The organism is Saccharothrix violaceirubra, from assembly GCF_014203755.1.
Classification (GTDB): Bacteria; Actinomycetota; Actinomycetes; order Mycobacteriales; family Pseudonocardiaceae; genus Actinosynnema; species Actinosynnema violaceirubrum.
In genome coordinates this window covers 2,426,680-2,446,399 of record NZ_JACHJS010000001.1, presented here as the reverse complement: position 1 = coordinate 2,446,399, position 19,720 = coordinate 2,426,680, and the positions used below count along the sequence as shown (strand labels likewise).

Here is a 19,720-nt window from a genome sequence, read left to right as displayed (position 1 = left end):
GTGACCCCTCCCCCTGCCGCCCTGGAGCGGTACCTCGCCGCCCGACTGCTGTCCGTGACCGGCGGGCTGGTCTCGCTCGTCGCCCTGCCCGTCCTCGTCTACCGGCTCACCGGATCGGCCGGGTGGACCTCGGCGGTCGCCATGGCCGAAGCCCTGCCCTACCTGCTGTTCGGACTGGTCGCGGGTGCGCTCGCGGACCGGGTCGACCGGCGGACCCTCATGGTGGGCGCCGACCTCGTGGTCGCGGTCGCCCTGCTGACCCTGCCGCTCGCCTGGTGGCTGGACGTCCTCACCGCGCCGCACGTGGTGGCCGTGGCGTTCGCCGCGCAGACCGCGTTCGTGTTCTTCGACGCGGCCAACTTCGGCGCCCTGCCCACGCTCGTGGGCCGCGACCGGATCACCGACGCCTACGCCAAGCTCTTCGGCCGCACCACGCTGGCCGAACTGGTCGTGCCCCCGGCGGCGGGTCTGCTCGTGGCCGTGGTCGCGCCCGCCGGGCTGATCGCGGTCAACGCCGTGACCGCACTCGGCTCGGCGCTGCTGATCCGGGGCGTGGCCGGTGCGCTGTCCGGACCGCGTCCCGCACAGGCGTCGCTGATCCGCGACATCGGCGGCGGCCTGCGGTTCGTGTGGGGCCACCCGGTGATCCGCACGCTCACCCTCGTCGGCGCGCTGCCCTCGGCCGCGGCGGGCGCCTACGTGGCCGTGCTCGTGCCGTGGGCGGACCAGGTCCTGCACGTGTCGGCAGGCGGCGACCTGCGGTTGGCCGTGCTGTTCAGCTGCTGGGGCGTGGGCGCCCTGCTCTCGTCACGCCTGGTCCCGACGCTCACCCGCCGGTGGGGCGGTGCGCGGCTGGCTCTGGGAGCGCTCCCGGTGTCGCTGGCCTGCGCACTGCTGACGGTGGGCACGACGCAGTGGGTCGTCGCCGGACTCGCCGCCGCGGCGTGGGGCGCGGCGCACTCGACCGTCGTGATCAACGCGGTCACCTACCGCCAGCGGCTGTGCCCGGAGGACATGCAGTCCCGGGTGAACACCACCGCCCGGATGGTGTCGTGGGGCCTGGGCCAGCCCGCCGGCGCGGCGCTGGCCGGAACGGTGGCCGTGGCGGCGGGACCCCGCGTCGGGCTGGCGGCGGGCGTGGGCGTGCTGCTCGTCGGGGTGGTGCTGGCGTGGGCGACGCCGACACTGCGCCGGGCCGCCCGCGAGCAGGACCACCAAACTCAGGACCACCTCCAGCGAAACCCGCTCTGACCCGGCTCGACGTCGAGCTGCACGGCCAGCAGCGAGCCGTCCGACCCGGGCGCGGCGGTCACCACCCGTTCCGGGCCGTCGCCCGCGCGCTGGAACCGCTCGCAGCAGGCGGGCACGGCGGCCGGGTCGAACGCGATCTCCAGCACGTACTCCCGCACCGGGTGGCGGAACGTCCGGGTGTGCGCGGTCGCCACCGGGCGCGGGACCGGCGTGATCAACTCGTGCTCGATCACGATGTGCTCGCCGCGCCGCAACGCCCGGTCGAAGAGCAGTTCCGCCACCACGAGCCCGGCGGACGGCCGCACGACCACCCGGCCGAGATCACAGTGCCACAACGGCTTGACCAGCGGTAACGACCCGTCGGACGCCTCGGTTACGAGCACCCACCGGTCCGCGCCGTCCGCGTCGGCCCGCAGCACGTGCCGGGTGCGCACCGACTGCTCGCACCGGTCCGGTCCGACCAGGACGAGGTCGTGGCGGCTGAGCCGGGTGAGCCGGTCGTCCCAGCGCACCTCGCCCGCCGCGTCCTCGACCCGCGCGGGCTGCGGGAACAACGCGCCCACCGGCGGCGCGGCCCGGGGCAGCCGGTTGAGCCAGCGGCCTCTCGGCCGCGGCGGCCCCAGCAGGTTGGACAGGTGGCCGGGCGGCAGCAGCAGCACCTCCTCGAGATGCCCGATCGCGGCCAGCGACGACCGTCTCTCCGGCCTGCTGCGGCCGGACTGCCAGTAGCTCAACGTCGCGACGCTGACCGTCACCCCGTGGTCGGCCAGGTATTCACGGATTCGTTCGAGTCCGATCCCCCGGGCCGCGATGGCCGCCCTCAGCGCGTCGGCGAACGGCCGAACGGGGGCGGCGTCCCCCTCGCTGCTCACCTCTGACACGGTAAAGCGTGATCACCACCCGGGGGAATGTCTTATGGCCGGTTCTTATGACCATTCCTCGGTGTGGCGCCGACCACGAACAGCGCCAACGGGTACGGCGCCCCGACAAGTGCGGCCACGGCCGCGTCGGCGAAGCCCGCGACCGCGCACCCGTTGAGCCCCAACGCGGTCGCGACGAGGTAGAGGTTCTGCACCGCGACGCCCGCGTCGAGGTGGACCGTGCGGTGGTGGCGTTCCCCGTACTTCGCCAAACCCGGCCCCAAGTGTCCGGAAAGGACGATCACGGTGTGTGCGCGGCGGGCGAACTCCTCCTGCGCGAACACGCCGGTCAGGTCGGATTTCCCCCGTGCCACCAGGTCGTGCGGGCCACGCAGGTACTCGTACACCTCGCCGTCGTGCACGACGTGGACACGCAGCGACGGCAGTCCGCCCGCGTTGGGCGCCATGCCCAGGACGTGTGATTCCTGGTGCCGTTGCACGCCCAACGCGTTGTGCAGCAGCGTGCTCAGCAGGTCCGGTGCCAACGGCGCGTAGGAGTACCGGGACCGACGCGTCCGCAAGGCCTCGCCCAGCGGCATGGGCACGTCGCCGGGTTCGGGCAGGACGATCACAGGAACGGCGGCGGGTCGGAAACGAACGCGTCGTGGTCGTCCCACCCGGCCAGTCCCCGGTAGCGGAACGCGGCCGGTGCGTTGGGGATCAGCCCCAGCGCGCACACCCGGATCACGCTCAGCCCGGCCTCGGCGACGTCCGGCGTGGTCAGGTCCGCGGTCGCCACGCGCACGCCGGAGGCGGCCAGGCTCGCGCGCAGGTCGGCGAGCGTGCCGCCGGGTTCGGGCGTCACGAACCGGTCGGGTGCGGTGAAGCGGTGCAGCAACCCGTCCTGGACACGCGGGTCGAGCCAGACCTGGACCTGGGCACCGAGATCGCGCACGTTCGCGTACCCTTCGCCCGCGTCGTCCCGGTAGCGCCGGTCCGGGCGGTGGTCGAGGTAGAGGCCCCGGGCCAGCAGACCGGCGTCGATCGACCGGAACACCCAGCCGTCCGGGTCGAGCAGGCCCTGCGTGAAGACCCACGTGTGCACGGCTTCCAGCGTCGCCTTGGCGCACGCGTCGACCGGGTCGAACCGGGCCGCTCCCCCGCCCGCGACGATCCCGGTCGCCGGGTCGACGACGACCGCCGCCACGCACGACACCGGGTGCGGCGTCGGCAGCTCGACCAGGTGCACCTCCAGCGGGCAGCCGGCGAGTTCGGCGGCCAGGCCCGGCACGTCGGCGACCCGGATGCCGGTGGTCGGCGTGCCCTGGTGCCACCACCGTTCCAGGGCGTCGCGCTCGACGAGTTCGAGCAGGCCGCGCGTCGTGGCGTCCTCGGCGGACACGCCGGTCGCGATGCCCGCGTAGTTGAGGTGGTGCAGCCGGGGTTCGCGCCGCCGCGCACCCGAGTGGTAGTTCAGGTACACCCACGACGCGGGCAGCAGGCAGGGTTCGCCGTCCTCCTCGGCCGGCACCCACGCGATCTCCTGGTCGGCGGTGAACGGCCGGTACGGGAACCCCGGCGTTTCGTGTTGCCACGGCGCGAAGAACGACAGCTCGTCCGGTCCCCAGTGGCGTTCGCCGCGCAGGGCGGCGGCCGTGGCGTACCGCAGGCCGGGCGCGATCCGGTTGCCGCAGTAGCGTTCCACGGCCTCGCCCAGCGCGGCGGCCCGCGCCGCGTCCACGTCGCCGAAGGTCGTGCCGAGGCTGACGCGGTCGGCCGGCCACGCGCCCAGGCGGCGGGCGTCGGCGACCTCGGCGGTGACGGCACGGTAGCGGCGCGGCACGCCGGGCACGGGCGCCACGTCGACGAACCGGCGCACCAGTCCGGTCAGCGGGTCCACCAGCAGGTCTGTGCTCATATCTCCTCCAGCAGCGGCACGTCGGCACCGACGGGGTGCCACGGCAGGTCGACGCGGCCCGCGAGGACGCGGCGGCGGCCGGGCAGCAGGCGGCGGGCGGTCACCGGGTCCTCGCCGGTGTGCGGGTTGCGGGCGTGGCGGGGCCAGTGGTGGCCGGCCACCTCCACGCGCAGTCGGGCGCCCTCGGCCAGGACCCGGCCCAGGGGCGGCAGGTCGACCGCGACGGTCGCGGGCACGCCGGGTTCGTGGCGGACCCGGCGGATGCCGTGTACGAGGTGGACGCCGTCGAGCGACAGGCGCACGACCCAGTCCGCGTCGGGTGCGTCCGCGACGACGTCGAGCGTCACCCGTGCGGAACCGCGCAGTTCCCCGGCGGGCAGCGCGGGCGTGGTCAACTCGGCCGCCGACCGCGACGCCGGCGCGACGGCCGCGTCCGGCGGCACCGAGCGGAACGGGTCGGCGGGGTCGGCCACGAACTCCCCCGACCGCACCGCCAGCTCCCGGCGCAGCGTGGCGGGCACGTGGCGGCGCCAGCCGGCCGTGTGCACGAACGCCCGGTCGCCCCGCTGGTCGGCCAGTCGCCGCGCCCAGGCCAGGTAGAGGGCGCCGATCCGGCGTCCGCCCAGCGTGCCGCCGACGTCGAGGGCATGGCCCCACGGTCCGAGCACGAGCCGGGTCGGTCCGCCCCACGCGGCGGCAAGGCGTTCGGTGTCGGCGGCGAACGGGTCGCGCAGGCCGCCCACCGCCAGCAGCGGCATGGTCAGCCCGGCCAGGTCCCGCCACAGGGCGGTGCGCTCCGGGGCGTGCCACAGGTCCGACCACCCGGTGAGCGCGTCGATCACGGGCACGGTCCCCAGGTCGACCTCCCGCGCCGGCGGCGACACGTGCTCGCCCCACCAGCCGACGCGGCACGCCAGCCGGGCCGCGCCGCCGGGTTCGCGGGCGGTCTCGCCCAGGCCCAGCGCGGGCACGGCGGCCAGCACGCCGACCACCGCGTCGGGGCGGGCGATCGCGGCGGTCACGGCGCAGTGCGCGGCGTAGGAGGCACCGGCCGCGAGCACGCGTCCGAAACCCAGGCGGGCCAGGTGGTCCACGACCGACGCGCCGTCGTCGGTTTCGTGGCGGTACGGTCGGAACTCCCCGGTCGAGCCGTGTCGTCCGCGCACATCGCCGATCACGCAGGAGAACCCGCGTTCCGCCCACGCGTGGGCTTCGGCCAGGTGGTGGTGCCGACCGTACGGGGTGCGCAGCAGCACGACGGGCGCGTCCCCGGCGGCCGGGACGAGCGTGTGCGCGAGCCCGTCCACCGTGAAATCCTCCGCGAAGTCCCGACGCACTGCGCTCTCACGGCGCACTGGCGGGCACCGGGAGCACCGGGTGGTCGGCGATCGCACCCGAGTCCAGGTCGAGCACGCGCAGCCGACGCGCGGGCGGGATCGCCTTGGGCAGCAACGATCCCGTGGCCGGTACGCGACCCGCCGCCCAGGCGGCGAGGTCTTTGGCGGCCAACGCGGCGATCAGCATCAGTTCGGCCGCGTCGGGGGTCTCCTCGCCGAGCACGACGTCGTCGCCCGCCCAGTACGCGGCCAGGTGCGGGTGCCCGGAACCGGCGGCGGCCAACCGTCTGGCCCGCACGTCCCGGTGCGGCACGGCGACGGGTTCGAACAGCACGTGCCGGCCCTCGCGGCTGATCCGCTGGAACGCGATGCCGTGCGCGGCCAGGGCGTCCAGTTCCAGCCAGGACGACGGCGCTGGGCCGTCGTGCCACGCGCACACGGCGGCGGGCATGAGGTCCACCAGGGAGTCCAGGTCCGGCTCGGCCCGGACGGGTTCGGCGCCGGCGGCGGCCAGCGTCGCGGCGAACGCGTCGCCGCCGAGGACGGCGACCACGCGGCGCCCGGCGGGCCACCCGGTGCGCCGGCCGAGGTGTCCGGCGTGGGCGAACGCGGCGAGTTCGGCGGGTTCGGGGGCGTCGGCGGCGGTGAGCGCGGCCCGGACGCCGGCGACGGCCTCCTCCGGCAGCGCGATCGAGAACAGCTCGCCGGCCGCGTCGCGCAGGACGGCGCTGGAGGGTCCGGCGAACAGGGCCGTCCCGGGCTTCAGGGTTTCCACGCTTGCCTCCGTCGGGGGAAGAGGCCCGGGGCCGCCGGAGCGGCCCCGGAGCCGGTCACTCGTCGTCGCCCTCGAAGGGGTTCTCCACCAGCGCGTTGCTGTGGGTGGCGGAGTTGTGCGGCAGCTGACGCTCTTCCTCGACGTTCACGAAGATCCCGTCCATGGGACGTCCTCTCTGTTGTGCGGATTCCGGGTGGCCGAAGATCGACCTCCCTCAAGCTAGTCTGGAACGACAACCATTTTCAATAGCCCGTTGGTGGTGATCCACCACACTTCGCCCGACACTCCGTACACGTCCTGGAGAAAGCGGGCATCGACCACATCGGACGGTCGCCCGTCCGCGTGAACCACGCCGTCGCGCAACGCCACCACGCGATCGGAATACCGGGCCGCCTGGCCGAGGTCGTGCAGCACCGCCACGACGGTCAGTCCGCGTTCCCGTTGCAGGGCGCGGACCAGCTCCAACACGTCGATCTGGTGCCGGACGTCCAGGTAGGTCGTCGGCTCGTCGAGCAGCAGCACGGGTGCGTCCTGGGCCAACGCGAGCGCGAGCCGGACGCGTTGGCGCTGCCCGCCGGACAACCGGTCGAGCGGCACGTCCGCCCACTCGGCGACGCCGGTCGCCCGCATCGCCTCGCGCACCTGGTCGTCGTCGGAGTCGCCGAGCATGCCCAGCGCACCCCTTGCCGCGTAACGACCCTGGCGCACGAACTGGCGCACGGTCAGCCCGCGCACCTGTCCACCGGACTGCGGCAACAACGCCATCCGCCGCGCGATCTGCCTGCGGGACAACGAACCCAGCGGTTCGCCGTGCAGGGACACGGTCCCCCGATCGGGTTCGAGCAGCCCCGCGAGCACCCGCAGCAGCGTGGTCTTGCCGCTGCCGTTGCGCCCGAGCAGGCTGACCCACTCCCCTTCCACGGCACCGAAATCCACCCCGGCGAGCACGACGTTCGTCCCGAACCGCACGTGCACGCCACTGGCTTGAAGCGGCATCACCCTCCTGTCCTCCGGGCCACGGCGATCAGCACGCCCGACCCGATCACGGCGGTGATGGCGCCCGCCGGCACGTGCACGAGTTGTCCCACCGCGTCGGCCGCCGCCACCGTGCCCGCACCGGCCAACGCGGAGACGGGCACCGCCACCCGGTGCACCGGACCCACGAGCCACCGCGCGAGGTGGGGTGCGAGCAGGCCGACGAACGCCGTCGCCCCGATCGCGGCCACCGAGGCGGACGTGGCCACGGCGGCGAGCACCAGCACCGTGCTGCGCCACGGGACGACCGCCAGGCCGACGCCGTGCGCGTGGTCGTCGTCGACGGCGAGCACGTCGAGCACGCCGCCGAGCAGCGTGCCGACCACCACGACCAGCACGACCACCGGCCACAGCGGCGCCACGTGCTCCCACGTGCGGCCCACCAGCGAGCCGAGCAGCCACCGCGACACCGCGCCCGCGAGCTGCGGGCGGGCGGTGAGCAGCACGAGCGTCGTGCCGACCAGCACCGCGGACACGATCACGCCGCGCACGGCCACGTCGCCGGACCGCCCGGCCACCACCCACAGCACGCCGCCGCCCACGACACCGCCGAGCAGGGCGGCGAACGCCACCGCGAGCGGCTGCGTGAACCCGGACACCGAGGCGGCCACCGCGCCGAGCACCGCGCCGGACCCGACGCCGGTGATCTCGGGCGAGGCCAACGGGTTGCGCACGGCCGCCTGCAACAACGTGCCCGCGAGTCCCAGGCACGCACCGGCGCACAGGCCGACCAGCACCCGGGGTGCCCGCAGTTCCCACAGCACGGCCCGCGCGTGGTCGTCGCCGCCGAACAGCGGGACCGCGGTGGACCCCACCGAGAGCTGGAGGAAGGCCAGCACGGCGACGGCGACGAGAATCCCGCTCACCCGCGCGAAGACCATGCCGACCTCCCCGTGAGCAGACCCAGCGCCACGGCCGCGAACGCGGTCAGCCCGCCCACCGGCAGCTCCACCGGGTACAGGACGGTGCGGGCGAGCACGTCGGCGCCCGCCACGAGCACCGCGCCGACGAGCGCCGTCGCCAGGACCGAGTCCGCGCCCAGCCGGCGGGCCAGGCGGGGCGCGAAGAAGCCGACCCACGCGATCGGCCCGGCCGGGCCGACCACCACGGCCACCAGCAGCGACGCCGCCGCCAGCACCAGGACCCTGGTCCGCCCGGGGTCCAGGCCCGCCGAGTGCGCCTCGTCGTCGCCCAGCCGCAGCAGCCGCACGCGCGGCCACACCAGGACCACGGCGGGGATCGCGACCGCGAGACCGATCGCGACCGGCCCGAGCACCGGCCAGGTGGTGCCGGTCAGCGAGCCCAGCAGGTAGCGGACGAGCACGCCCTGCTCGCGCGAGTCGGCGATCGCGGTCGAGGCCAGCATCAGCGCCTGGCACGCGGAACTCACCGCAGCGCCGATCAGCAGCACCGCCGCCGGGCTCGACGCCCCGCGCACGGCCAGCAACGTGACGCCGCCGCCGATCGCCGCACCGACCAACGCGGGCGTGAGCGGAGCGCCCGGCACCGCGATGCCGAACGCGACGCACGACGCCACGGCGGCCGAGGCCCCACTGGACACGCCGAGCAGTTCCGGCACGGCCAGCGGGTTGCGCAGCGACTCCTGGAGCAGCAGGCCCGCGACGCCCAGGCACCCGCCGGCCAGCAGGCCGAGCACCAGGCGCGGCGCCCGCAGCCGCCACACGACGACCTGCTCCAGCACGGTCTCCGGGACGAGCACGAACGGTTGCCCCACCATGAGCGCCGCGACCACCACGCCGACGCCCAGCACTAAGAGCACCCTCAAGCGGGGACCTTCGCCAGGGCCTCGTCGATCACCGCGGTGAGGCTGCGCAGACCACGTCCGGAGCCCCAGAGCTTGGCGTGCGTCTCGTGGACCGCGTTCGCCCGGACGGCCGGGATCTGCTGCCACACCGGGTTGTCCGCGAGCTGGGCGCTGAGCGTTCGGTCTTCCGCGGAGAACAACAGCGAGTACACGAAGACCACGTCGGGCTGCTGGGCGAGCAGCTCCTCGACGCTGTAGTTGGACGCCGTGTCGACGTCGGTCCCCTTGGCCGGGAAGGGATAGGTGAACAGCCGGCCGAGCAGGTCGCCCTTCAGCGAGGACGTGGTGTCCACGCCGATGGCGTCGACACTGCCGTACATGAGCAGGACCTTCTTCGCGGACCGGCCGTCGGCGTGGGTCTTGCCGATCGACGCGGCGAGCTTGGTGCGGAACGCCTTCTCGGCCCCGACCGCCGGGTCGGTGAGCCCGGTCAACGCGCCCAGCGCGCGCAGGTAGCCGACGGACTCCTCCCAGGTGGCGGGCTCGGCCGTCCACAGTGGAGCGAACTTCTCGATCGCGGGCCGCAGCGAGTCGTGCACGCCCGGCAGGCCGATCACCAGGTCGGGCCGAAGGCCCGCGATGTACTCGACGTCCTCGGCGCCGAACGTGCCGGGCACGACGGGCACGTCCTTGCCCTTGTCGCCGAGCAGCGCGGGATGGGAGACCAAGGTCGGGTTGCTCGTGCCGACCGGGGTGAGACCGAGGTCGACAACGATGTCATCACAGAGCCCGTTCAGGCACACGATGCGTTCGGCGGGCTTGGTGAGCGACACCTCGACGCCGTGCGGGTCGGTGATCTTCAGCGCGGCCTTGAGCGGCTGGACCTCGACGGCCACCGAGGTCGGCGGGCCCGCGGCCGGGACGGCCGGCGCGGTGGAGCACCCCGCGAGCGCGAGCAGGGCGAGCAGGGCGGCGGTTCTTCTCATCGGGCGTCCTCCGACCAGGCCAGCAGGGTCGCGGCGTCGCGGCGGAACGCCTCGGGCGAGTCGTCGGGCACGAACTCCAGCAGGACGTCGCCCTCGTACCCGGACAGCAGCGGGCGCCACAGGTCTTCCCGCGCGCCGAGCGGGAGGCGTTCGGTGAACCCGTCGTCGCCCCAGGAGAACGCGTGCACGGACACCGGCCGCAGGGCCCGCACCTCGGCGAGGCACTCCTCGACGTCGGGCGATTCGCGCGGCTGCCAGTGCGGCACGAGCGCGGGCACGTCGGCGAGCAGGCGCCGGGCCGAGTCGAGCGTGTCGGTGAGCGACTCGACGTGGTGCTCCACCAGGACCGCGAGGCCGCGTTCGGCGGCCAGGTCGACGCAGCGGCGCAGGTCGTCGGTGACGGCGGCGCGTTCGGCGGGCGTGGTGTCGGCGGATCCCTTGACGCCGCCCCACACCCGGACCCGGGGCGCGCCCAGTTCCTGCGCGGAGTCGAGGACGGGCGTGACGTCCTCACCCTGTCCCGCCTTGTAGTAGGAGCCGTAGGTGCCGACGGCCAGTCCATGCGCACGGGTCGCCTCGGCAGCGCGCACGGCGGCGTAGAGGTCCCCGGCCGGGACGTGGACGTCGCCCGCCCACTCGACGAGCGACAGCCCCGCGTCCGCCGCGAGGGCCGCCACCTCCCCGACCGGACGGCCGCGGAACGTGACCGAGGCCACTCCTGGGTTGATCATGATCACCTTTCGGTCGTCCCTGGTGAAGGCCCCTATCCTGGCTCTATTGAGAACGATTATCAACCCCGAAATCTGCGGTCTCGGGCCCGCGACGACGACTCCCCGCCCGGCGGACCGGACGGGGAGCGTTGGTGCGGAAGGAGGATCAGCCGCGTTCGACCAGGTGACCGACCACGTCCGGGCCCGGATGGGCATGCCCCGAACCGTCCCGGCGCTCGTCGACCGCGGGCAGCTCGACCGCCGCGCCGGTGTCCGACGACCCCGCGGGACGCGGCCCGACCCAGGCCAGCAGCAGTTCGGCCTCGCCCTTGAGGAAGCGGTGCGCCCGCACCCCGCCGGTCGCCCGGCCCTTCGCCGGGTACGCGGAGAACGGCGTCACCTTGACGCTCTGCCCGGTCGACGTCACCACCAGCGGCTCGCCGTGCTCGTCGTCGTCCGTGCGCACCGCGCCGAAGAACACCACGCGCTGCCCGGCGCCCAGGTTGATGCCGGCCATGCCGCCGCCCTTGAGCCCCTGCGGCCGGACCAGCCCGGCCGAGTACCGCAGCAGCGACGCCTCCGAGGACACGAACACCAACGTCTCGTCCGCGCTCCCCAGCCAGGTCGCGCCGACCACCTCGTCGCCGTCCTTGAGCGTGATCACCTCGAACTCGTCGGACCGCACCGGCCACTCGGGCGCGCACACCTTCACCACGCCCTGGCGCGTGCCCACCGCCAGCCCCGGCGACCCGCCGGGGTCGAGCGGCGCGATGCCGATCACCTTCTCGCCCTTGGCCAGGTCGAGCAGCTCGCCGGCGGCCATGCCACCGCTGAGCGAGACCGTGCCGCCCTGCTCGGGCAGCACGGGCAGCGGCAGCACGTCCGTCTTCACCGCCCGGCCCCGGTTGGTCACCAGCAGCACCTGGCCGCGCGCGGTGGTGTGGACGATCGCGGCCACCGCGTCGTGCTTGGCCCGACCGTTGCGCCGACGCGCCTCCGACGCCTCCTCGGACTCCGCCGCCGTGCGCGCCACGAGCCCGGTCGCCGACAGCACCACCTGGCACGGGTCGTCGGCGACCTCCAGCGGACCGGCGGGCTTCGACGCCGCCAGCACCTCCTTCAGGTCGCCGTCGAGCAGCACGGTCCGGCGCTCGGCCGTCAGGTCCTTGGCGATCTTGCCCAGCTCGCCGGAGACGACCTTCTTGAGCACCTTCTCGTCGTCGAGGATCAACGACAGCTCGGCGATCTCGGCCCGCAGCCGGTCCTGCTCGGCCTCCAGCTCCAGCGAGTCGTACCGGGTCAACCGGCGCAGCGGCGTGTCGAGGATGTAGGCGGCCTGGATCTCCGACAGCCTGAACCGCGTCATCAGGCCCTCCTTGGCGGCCTGCGCGTTCTCGCTGCCCCGGATCAGCTTGATCACCTTGTCGATGTCCAGCAACGCCCGGAGCAGGCCCTCGACCAGGTGCAGCCGGTCCTCGCGCTTGCGCCGGCGGTACCGGGTGCGACGCGTGACGACCTCGTAGCGGTGCTGGAGGAACACCTCCAGCAGGGCCTTGAGCCCCAGCGTGCGCGGCTGCCCGTCGACCAGCACCAGGTTGTTGATGCCGAACGACTGCTCCATGGGCGTGAGCCGGTACAGGTCGGCCAGCAGCGCCTGCGGGTTCACGCCCACCTTGCACTCGATCACGACCCGGGTGCCGTTCTCCCGGTCGGTGAGGTCCTTGACGTCCGCGATGCCGGTGAGCCGCTTGGACTTGGTGACCTCGTCGGTGATCTTCTCGATGATCTTCTCCGGGCCGACGCCGTAGGGCAGCTCGGTGAGCGTGATCGCCTGCCGCCCCCGACTGCCCTCCAACGGACCGGTCTCCACGCGGGCACGCATGCGCACCACGCCGCGGCCGGTCTCGTACGCCTTGCGCACCTCGTCCAGGCCGAGCAGCACACCGCCCGTCGGCAGGTCCGGGCCGGGCACGAACTCCATCAGCTTGTCCAGCGGCGCGTCCGGGTGCGTGACCAGGTGACGCGCGGCGGCCACGATCTCGCCCAGGTTGTGCGGGATCATGTTCGTGGCCATGCCGACCGCGATGCCGGACGTGCCGTTGACCAACAGGTTCGGGAAGGCCGCCGGCAGCACGCTCGGCTCCTGCAACGACCCGTCGTAGTTGGGCCGGAAGTCGACCGTCTCCTCGTCGAGTTCGCCGACCAGCAGCATCGCCGCCGGCGACATCCGGGCCTCGGTGTAGCGGCTCGCGGCCGGGCCGTCGTCGGGCGAGCCGAAGTTGCCGTGCCCGTCGACCAGCGGCGCGTTGAGCGAGAAGTCCTGGGCCAGGCGCACCATCGCGTCGTAGATCGCGGTGTCGCCGTGCGGGTGGTACTTGCCCATGCAGTTGTGCACGACCAGGCCGTCGACCACGAACGCGTGCTCGGCGGTGCCGACCTGGAGGTCGAACGTGGTGTCGGGCTCGGCCTCGACGACCGACGCCACCGTGACCGCGTCGGCGTCGCCCGCGCCGCGCGCCCGGCGGATCACCCGGACCAGCGCGTCCTGCTTGATCCGCGACCGCGACCAGCGCAGCAGTGCCACGGCGAGCGCGGCGGCGTCCCGGCCGACCACCTCGATGCCGTCGCCGATCCGGGTGCGGATGCCCGAGTCGGCGAGCATCGCGTACACCTCGTCGGTGGCATCGGCGAACGTGATCCGGTCGCCGTGCGCGGTGCCCGCGCCGTCGAACAGGCCCGCGAGGTAGGGAGCCCAGTCCGCACGGGTGCGGTGCACGCCGTCGCGGCGCGGGTCCTCGGCGAACACGAGGATGTGCCGGTCACGACCGTCGCCGCCCTCGACCTTGTCCCGGTCGACGCCGACGCCGGTCTCGATCGCCCAGCCGTGCGCGGCGTCGACCGGGTCGGGATCGGCCGACTCCAGCCGCAGGCCGCCGTAGTCGGGCACGCCCGCCGCCGCGACCAGGCCCAGCACGTAGCCGCGCGCGTCGCCGCCGTCCGCCAACAGGCCCGCGTGCCGCTCGTCGCCGAACCGCAGGGTCTCCCGGCCTTCCAGGTCGCGGGCGGCCGTCCACTCGTCCGGCCCGGTCCGGAACCGCTGGCCGGGCGTGACGAGCATGCTGCGGCCGTTGGTCCACGTGACCCGCACCAGCTCGGAGGCGGGGTTCTCGTAGACCTCGACGACGTCGACCTCGCGGCCGGTGCCGTCGAGGACGCGGTCCCCGACCTCGATCTCCTCGATCGGCCGCAGGCCCAGCGGCGTCGACACCAGCGCGCCGCGCACGAAGCAGTCGCCGACCACGCGCGAGGACTTGACGTACGGGCTCGTGGGCCGGTGCCCCTGCTCGTTCATCGAGAACAGGATGCGGCGGTGCACCGGCTTGAGGCCGTCGCGCGCGTCGGGCAGGGCGCGCGAGTGGATCACCGAGTACGCGTACTCCAGGTAGGAGTCCTCGATCTCGGTGGTGAGCGAGTTGTCGAACACCTGGGCGCCGGCGCGGTCGAAGGCGGACGGGTCGACCCGGGTCGTCGGGGTCTTGCGGCGTGCCACTGTCTCTCCTGGCCTCAGACGTCGATCGCGGACTGGTCGACCCGGTTGGCCGACTCGACGAGCCACGCCCGGCGCGGCTCGACCTTCTCACCCATCAGCAGTTCCAACGCGGCCTCGGCGGCCTCCACGTCCAGCAGGGTGATGCGGCGCACCGACCGCGTCGCCGGGTTCATCGTGGTGTCCCACAGCTCCTCGGCGTCCATCTCGCCCAGCCCCTTGAACCGGGGCACGGGTTTGACGACCGTCTTGCCCGCCTTCTCCAGGCGCGCGACGGTCTGCTCCATCTCGCGCTGGGTGAAGGTGAACCGCGTCTCGCCGTTGCGGCCCTTGGTGACGACCTTGTGCAGCGGCGGCATGGCCGCGTACAGCCGCCCGTCCTCGATCACCGGTCGCATGTACTTGGCGAACAGGGTGATCAACAACGTCCGGATGTGCGACCCGTCCACGTCGGCGTCGGCCATGAGGATGACGCGCCCGTAGCGCATCGAGGAGAGGTCGAACGTCCGCCCGGTGCCGGCGCCGAGCACCTGCACGATCGAGGCGATCTCCACGTTGCGCAACGTGTCGGCCAGGCTGGCCTTCTGCACGTTCAGGATCTTGCCCCGCAAGGGGAGCAGCGCCTGGTACTCGGAGACCCGGGCCATGCGCGCGCTGTTGTGCACGAACACTCCGGCTTCGAGCGCGAAGTTGTGGTAGCCGTCCACCGTAAGGTCGTAGACGTCCGCCGTCTCGGCCAGCGGCTCGACCGACACCACGGAGTGGTTCACCGGCGCGGCCGGCTCGTCGACGACGGGGGAACCATGATCCGGCGAGGACGCACCGGACCGGTCGGTGTCGATGCGACGATCGTCGCGCACCGCGCGGGGAAGCCGCTCGACGGCCGGCCGCCGGCCGGGGTGCCCGTGCCCGTCGGGCGCGTCCTCGGGTTCCGCCCGCGGGTCGAGGCGGCGCGTGGGGACCCACACCGCGCGGTCGTTCAGCCAGACCCGCTCACCACCGTCCGGGAACGCGCGGTACAGCGGCATCAGCGAATCGCCGGGCACGAGGGCGTCCGCACGGCGATACGAACCATCGCGCAGCCGGAACAGGTGGTCGGGGGTGCAGCGCACCTGTTCACCGTTGTCGAGCGCGACCCGCACCAACGGCGCGTCGCGCTTGGTCAGGCGTGGTTCGATCAGCGGTACGACGTGGACTCGCCCGTCCTGGTTCGTCGTGTACCCGTAGTGGTTCACGCCACGCTGCCAGTCCTCGGCCAGGTCCGCGAACGACATCGCCAGGCCGGGTGCGACGGCGACCATGGTGTCGCCGGTGAAGCAGCCGAGGGCACTGTCGCCCTCCACGAGGAAAAGTTCGCTGCGCAGCACACCGGTCGTCCGGCAGTCCACCAGCTTCGGCGGCATGGCCGCGCCCTCCAGCGCGGTCTTGCGGCGGGCGGCGTCCTTCTGCTGCTTCTGGGTCAGGCGGACGCGGGAGGCGTCGACCACCTTCTGGAGGACGATCTTGGCCTCGCCCTTGGTGCGGCGGTCCTCCGTCCACGCCTTGATGTGCTTCTCGACGATGCCCAGCACCACGCGCGTGATGCCCGCCGTGGACAGTTCGTCCTTCGTCTGGGACGTGAACTGCGGCTCGGGCACGCGGACGTGCACGACGGCGGTCATGCCCTCCAGCACGTCCTCCAACGTCGGCGGATCCTCCTTGGGCTTCAACAGTCCCCGGGTCCGGCCGATCGCCTCCTGCACCGCCTTGAGCACCGCACGCTCGTAGCCACGACGGTGCGTACCGCCGTGCATGTTGCGGATCGTGTTGGTGAAGCACTCGACGGTGCGCTCGTAGCCCGTGCCCCAGCGCAGCGCGATCTCGACCTCGGCGTGGCGCTCCACCTTCGACCGCATCACGCCGTTCTCGTCGGCGGCGTTCTCGTGGTAGACGCCCTCGCCCGTCACGAGGATCGTGCCGGACACCGGCTTGTCGCCCGACGGCGCCAGGAAGTCGACCATGTCGGACAGACCGCCCGGGTAGTGGAAGGTCTCCTCGCCCTCGGGCGTCTTGAGCACGTACGTCACGCCCGGCACCAGGAACGCCGTGTTGCGCAGTTTCGCGCGCACCGCCTCGACGTCGAGCGCGGCGCCGTTCTCGAAGTAGCGGGCGTCGTGCCAGTACCGGATGGACGTTCCGCTCTTGCGGGTGCGGCCGGTGACGCGCAGGCCCGATTCGCGGGTGAACGCGGCCTTCGGACCCGGACCGTCGAACACGCCGGGAACGCCGTGCGCGAACGACATCTCGTGCGTCTTGCCCTCGCGGCGCACCACGACGTCGAACCGGTGCGACAACGCGTTGACCGCCGAGGCGCCGACGCCGTGCAGGCCGCCCGAGGTCTTGTAGCCGGAGCCGCCGAACTTGCCGCCCGCGTGCAGTCGCGTCAGCACCAGTTCGATACCGGACAGTCCCGATTTGGCGTGCACGCCCGTGGGGATGCCGCGGCCGTCGTCGTCGACCTGGACGCTGCCGTCGGCGTGGAGCGTGACGACCACCCGTGCGGCGTGGCCCGCGACGCCCTCGTCGGTCGAGTTGTCGACGATCTCGGTGAAGAGGTGGTTGACGCCCCTGCTGTCGGTCGAGCCGATGTACATGCCGGGACGCTTGCGAACCGCTTCCAGACCTTCGAGGTGGGTCAGGTCGTCGGCCCCGTACAGGATCTCAGCGGTCACCGGGTCGTTCTCCCCAGGTCGTTGCGTGCGTGCGGCGGTTCACGATATTGGAGGGTAACTTCCGGGTCCGACGATTCCGCGCGCACTGCGGCTGCCGCGCGCGTCCGGCCCGGCCACCCCCGGCCGCCATGATCGACAATACCGCCCGCCCACCGGCGGCTTCCGCCCGTCGTGACAGTCACCGTACGCGGTCGGCCACGAGCCCGCCGTCACGACGCGTGAGTGCAGCGCCGCTATTCCACTGTGGACCTTGCAACCGGTCTGACCAGTAATTTTCCGCTCTTCCTGGCCTACGCCACCCCCGGTCCGCGTAGAGTGCGGGCGTTCCGCGCCGATCGTGCCTGGAGGTGAACGGGCGCCTTGATGTTCCGACGTGCCGCTCCGAAGCAACCGGTTCCCCGCGAACCAGAGCAGCCGGTGGTGGTCGACCGGGAGCCGACGCCCGCGCCGCCGCAGTTCACGGTGTCGTTCGCCGGCCCGACGATGGTCGTCGGACCGCCGTCGGGCGTGGGCACCCGGGCCGCGAACCTGGCCCGCACCCTGCCCGCCGACCCCGGCCGCACCGTGGTCGTGGTGGACGCGCCCGGCGACGAGGCCGCCTTCTGGCCGGCCGTGGCCGCCGCCGTGCAGGGTCGGGGACCGATCCGGCTGATGTCCTCGTTCTCCGGCAGCATGCGGCCGACCGCGCCCGCGCAGTGGCTGGCCGAACAACTCCAGACGGAAGTCGTCGCGCCGGACGGCGTGGTGACCACCGTGCCCGGCGCCGTGTTCGTGTCCGGCAACGGCGGGTACGGCGCGTGGCTGCGGTTCCAGCCCGGCGCCTCGCCGATGCCGCTGGGCCGCCGGTTCCCGGTGCCGCAGTGGGAGGCGGTCGACCCGAACGTCCCGTGGCCCACCGGCGACGTCGGCCTGTCCGAACCCGTGCCCGCCGGCCTGTGGCTGCGCGCCCAGCGCGGCGACTGGGACGGGCGCGCGGTCGTGAACCTGCCGTGCCGCGACAACGTGCTGACCGTGGTCGTCGGCGGCCCCGGCCAGCCGCAGATCCCGGTGGACGAGGTGTGCCGCCTGCTCGGCGGGCTGCCGGCCGTGGCGCGCTCGCGCGTGCGGATGGTCTGGTACGGCGGCGAGGACGAGGCGCAGGCGGTCGCCGACCGGCTGGGCGAGCCGATCTCGCTGTACACCGGCCTGCCGATCGGGTCGACGCGGACCGGCGCGGCCGTGGTCGCGGTGAACCCGTCCGGACAGCAGACGTGGCGGCCGTACGTGACCGAGGTACGCCACTCCCCCGGCGAGGGCCCGGTCGTGTCCGGGTACCGCACGCCCGTGCAGGGCCTGGTCGAGCGCGGCCCCGGGGTGTTCGACCTCGGCGGCGGCGTGGTGCTGGAGGTCGTGCCGTCCGGACTGTGGGTGCGCGAGGCCGAGGACAACGGTTCCGAGGTGCGCGCGCTGCCCGTCGACCCGGAGTGGGCCCGGCTGACCGTGGGCACGCCCGGCCGCACGACGGCCGGCGCGGTCGCGGTGGCGGGCGCGTCCCTGGTGGAACGCCTGGAGCCGGAGGTGCGCCGGCTGCTGAAGGTCGTCTTCTGCGACCCGACGCCACTGCCCAGCCCCCCGGTGGCCACCGAGGAACCCGAGCCCGAGTTCGAGGAAGAACTCCCCCCGCCGCCCTCCTTCACGCCCACTCCCGTCCCCTCCTTCACTCCCCCTCCCGTGGCCACTCTCCCACCGGTCCCGACTCCCTCTCCGGTCCCGACTCCTTCTCCGGTCCCGGCTGCGCCTCCCACCCCGGTCGCGGCTGCCCTCCCGGTCTCGACTCCCGCCCCGGAGGAACCTCCGGCCGAGGAGCCGATCGCGCTGAGCGTGGACGGCCCGCTGTCCCCGTCGCCGATGCCCGTGTGGGGCGAGCGGCCGGGCGACGAGTTCGTGCCGTCGGACCACCACAGCACCGAGCAGGAACGCGACGCGTTGCGCCGCATGCTCGGCGAGCGCTACGGCGAGCACGCGGCCGTGGCGTGCCGGCACCTGGAGGAGCGGCCCGAGAACGGCGAGGCGTTCGAGGCCGTGGTGACCGATCTCGCGGCCGTGTCGGCGTTCCTGCAGCAGGACGAGGAGGTCATGGTCGAGACGTTCCGCACGGGACGGCTCGGACGCCTGCGGCCTTACGCGGCGGGAGTGGTGTCGGGGCTGCGAAGACTTCCCGTGCACCAGGGCGTGACCGTGTGCTGGGGTGACGCGCAGCGCTTCCGCACCGGGGACATCCTCGTGGAGCACGGCGTACTGGACACGGTCTCGGGTCCGGGCGTGCCGGTGGACGGCCGCGCGGAGTTCCTGATCTGGTCGACGACCGGCAAGCAGGTCAACGTGGTGGACTCGTTCGGCAGCGTGGTCCAGCGGCGCGTGCTGTTCCCGCCGGGCACCGCGTTCAAGGTGCTGGCCGTCGTGGAACCCGAGGAGTCCGCGCCGATGCAGGTGATGGTCTACGAGTTCCTGGGCAAGCACCAGGACCTGCCGTCCGGCGTCCTCGGCCACCTCGAACGCGCCGCCGTGGCCCTGCGCTCGTCGGCCCGCGCCCACGCCTGACCCGCGAGTCCTCCACTCGGACACCCCGAAATACGCGTTCGGCCCCCCGAAATACGCACTCGGACAGGTCCCGACACCCGCACCGGTGTCGGGACCTGCTGCTTGCGCTACCGCTTCGACGCCCCTCGCGCGATGCGCGCCGACGGGTCAGGGCCGCCAGACCCCGGCGCGGTTCCCCCGAGCCGACCTCAAGGTTCCGACGTCGGTCTCCCGCGCGTCGATGACGCTCGCCCAGCTTTCCCTGC

The 19,720-nt window shown here is 73.5% G+C and carries 15 protein-coding genes; 2 read left to right on the top strand and 13 right to left on the bottom strand.

Annotation, left to right across the window (positions count from 1 at the left end; genetic code table 11):
- Positions 1-1,251: an MFS transporter gene (locus tag F4559_RS11945; protein ID WP_184668419.1), complete on the top strand. Its 1,251-nt coding sequence runs from the start codon at positions 1-3 to the stop codon at positions 1,249-1,251.
- Here F4559_RS11945 and F4559_RS11940 read toward each other — a convergent pair.
- From F4559_RS11940 to F4559_RS36895, 13 genes are all read right to left on the bottom strand, one after another.
- On the bottom strand, positions 1,221-2,123 hold the full coding sequence (locus F4559_RS11940; RefSeq protein ID WP_184668418.1) for an XRE family transcriptional regulator: 903 nt from the start codon (positions 2,121-2,123) through the stop codon (positions 1,221-1,223). The two genes, F4559_RS11945 and F4559_RS11940, sit on opposite strands and share 31 nt — an antisense overlap.
- A gap of 41 nt (positions 2,124-2,164) precedes the next feature.
- Complete coding sequence (locus tag F4559_RS11935) at positions 2,165-2,743, bottom strand: nitroreductase family protein (RefSeq protein WP_184668416.1); 579 nt, start codon at positions 2,741-2,743, stop codon at positions 2,165-2,167.
- Positions 2,740-4,029, bottom strand: a complete 1,290-nt coding sequence (locus F4559_RS11930) for a YcaO-like family protein (RefSeq protein WP_184668414.1) — start codon at positions 4,027-4,029, stop codon at positions 2,740-2,742. The genes F4559_RS11935 and F4559_RS11930 overlap by 4 nt, the downstream gene beginning before the upstream one ends.
- Entirely contained in the window at positions 4,026-5,336 is a 1,311-nt protein-coding gene (locus F4559_RS36285; protein ID WP_184668412.1) for a CocE/NonD family hydrolase, read from the bottom strand. The genes F4559_RS11930 and F4559_RS36285 overlap by 4 nt, the downstream gene beginning before the upstream one ends.
- Positions 5,337-5,373: 37 nt before the next feature.
- Entirely contained in the window at positions 5,374-6,141 is a 768-nt protein-coding gene (locus tag F4559_RS11920; protein ID WP_184668410.1) for a hypothetical protein, read from the bottom strand.
- Positions 6,142-6,196: 55 nt separating this feature from the next.
- The gene (gene amiA, locus F4559_RS34905) at positions 6,197-6,304 is read right to left on the bottom strand and encodes a streptamidine family RiPP (protein WP_246445163.1); all 108 of its coding nucleotides are present in this window, start codon (positions 6,302-6,304) and stop codon (positions 6,197-6,199) included.
- A 56-nt stretch (positions 6,305-6,360) separates the two neighbouring features.
- Positions 6,361-7,137 (bottom strand): ABC transporter ATP-binding protein, encoded by a 777-nt coding sequence (locus tag F4559_RS11915; RefSeq protein WP_184668408.1) that lies wholly within the window; start codon positions 7,135-7,137, stop codon positions 6,361-6,363.
- The gene (locus F4559_RS11910) at positions 7,137-8,057 is read right to left on the bottom strand and encodes a FecCD family ABC transporter permease (protein ID WP_184668406.1); all 921 of its coding nucleotides are present in this window, start codon (positions 8,055-8,057) and stop codon (positions 7,137-7,139) included. The genes F4559_RS11915 and F4559_RS11910 overlap by 1 nt, the downstream gene beginning before the upstream one ends.
- On the bottom strand, positions 8,039-8,956 hold the full coding sequence (locus F4559_RS11905; protein WP_312865991.1) for a FecCD family ABC transporter permease: 918 nt from the start codon (positions 8,954-8,956) through the stop codon (positions 8,039-8,041). Before F4559_RS11905 ends, F4559_RS11910 begins: the two co-directional genes overlap by 19 nt.
- Before the next feature lie 2 nt (positions 8,957-8,958).
- Positions 8,959-9,927 (bottom strand): ABC transporter substrate-binding protein, encoded by a 969-nt coding sequence (locus F4559_RS11900; protein ID WP_184668403.1) that lies wholly within the window; start codon positions 9,925-9,927, stop codon positions 8,959-8,961.
- Complete coding sequence (locus F4559_RS11895; RefSeq protein WP_184668401.1) at positions 9,924-10,658, bottom strand: sugar phosphate isomerase/epimerase family protein; 735 nt, start codon at positions 10,656-10,658, stop codon at positions 9,924-9,926. The genes F4559_RS11900 and F4559_RS11895 overlap by 4 nt, the downstream gene beginning before the upstream one ends.
- A gap of 145 nt (positions 10,659-10,803) precedes the next feature.
- Positions 10,804-14,187, bottom strand: coding sequence for a DNA topoisomerase (ATP-hydrolyzing) (locus F4559_RS11890; RefSeq protein ID WP_184668400.1), 3,384 nt, complete (start codon positions 14,185-14,187; stop codon positions 10,804-10,806).
- A gap of 14 nt (positions 14,188-14,201) precedes the next feature.
- Complete coding sequence (locus F4559_RS36895) at positions 14,202-16,895, bottom strand: ATP-binding protein (RefSeq protein WP_184668398.1); 2,694 nt, start codon at positions 16,893-16,895, stop codon at positions 14,202-14,204.
- 420 nt (positions 16,896-17,315) lie between these two features.
- Here F4559_RS36895 and F4559_RS34900 point away from each other — a divergent pair, with 420 nt between their 5' ends.
- A complete protein-coding gene (locus F4559_RS34900) occupies positions 17,316-19,475 on the top strand; it encodes a hypothetical protein (protein WP_312865600.1) in 2,160 nt (719 codons plus the stop codon).
- The last annotated feature ends 245 nt before the right edge of the window (positions 19,476-19,720 follow it).

Coding starts and splice junctions, on each gene's coding strand:
- F4559_RS11930 (WP_184668414.1), bottom strand. CDS start 4,029: ATGAGCACAGACCTGCTGGTGGACCCGCTGACCGGACTGGTGCGCCGG.
- amiA (WP_246445163.1), bottom strand. CDS start 6,304: ATGGACGGGATCTTCGTGAACGTCGAGGAAGAGCGTCAGCTGCCGCAC.
- F4559_RS11915 (WP_184668408.1), bottom strand. CDS start 7,137: ATGCCGCTTCAAGCCAGTGGCGTGCACGTGCGGTTCGGGACGAACGTC.
- F4559_RS11910 (WP_184668406.1), bottom strand. CDS start 8,057: ATGGTCTTCGCGCGGGTGAGCGGGATTCTCGTCGCCGTCGCCGTGCTG.
- F4559_RS11900 (WP_184668403.1), bottom strand. CDS start 9,927: ATGAGAAGAACCGCCGCCCTGCTCGCCCTGCTCGCGCTCGCGGGGTGC.
- F4559_RS11895 (WP_184668401.1), bottom strand. CDS start 10,658: ATGATCAACCCAGGAGTGGCCTCGGTCACGTTCCGCGGCCGTCCGGTC.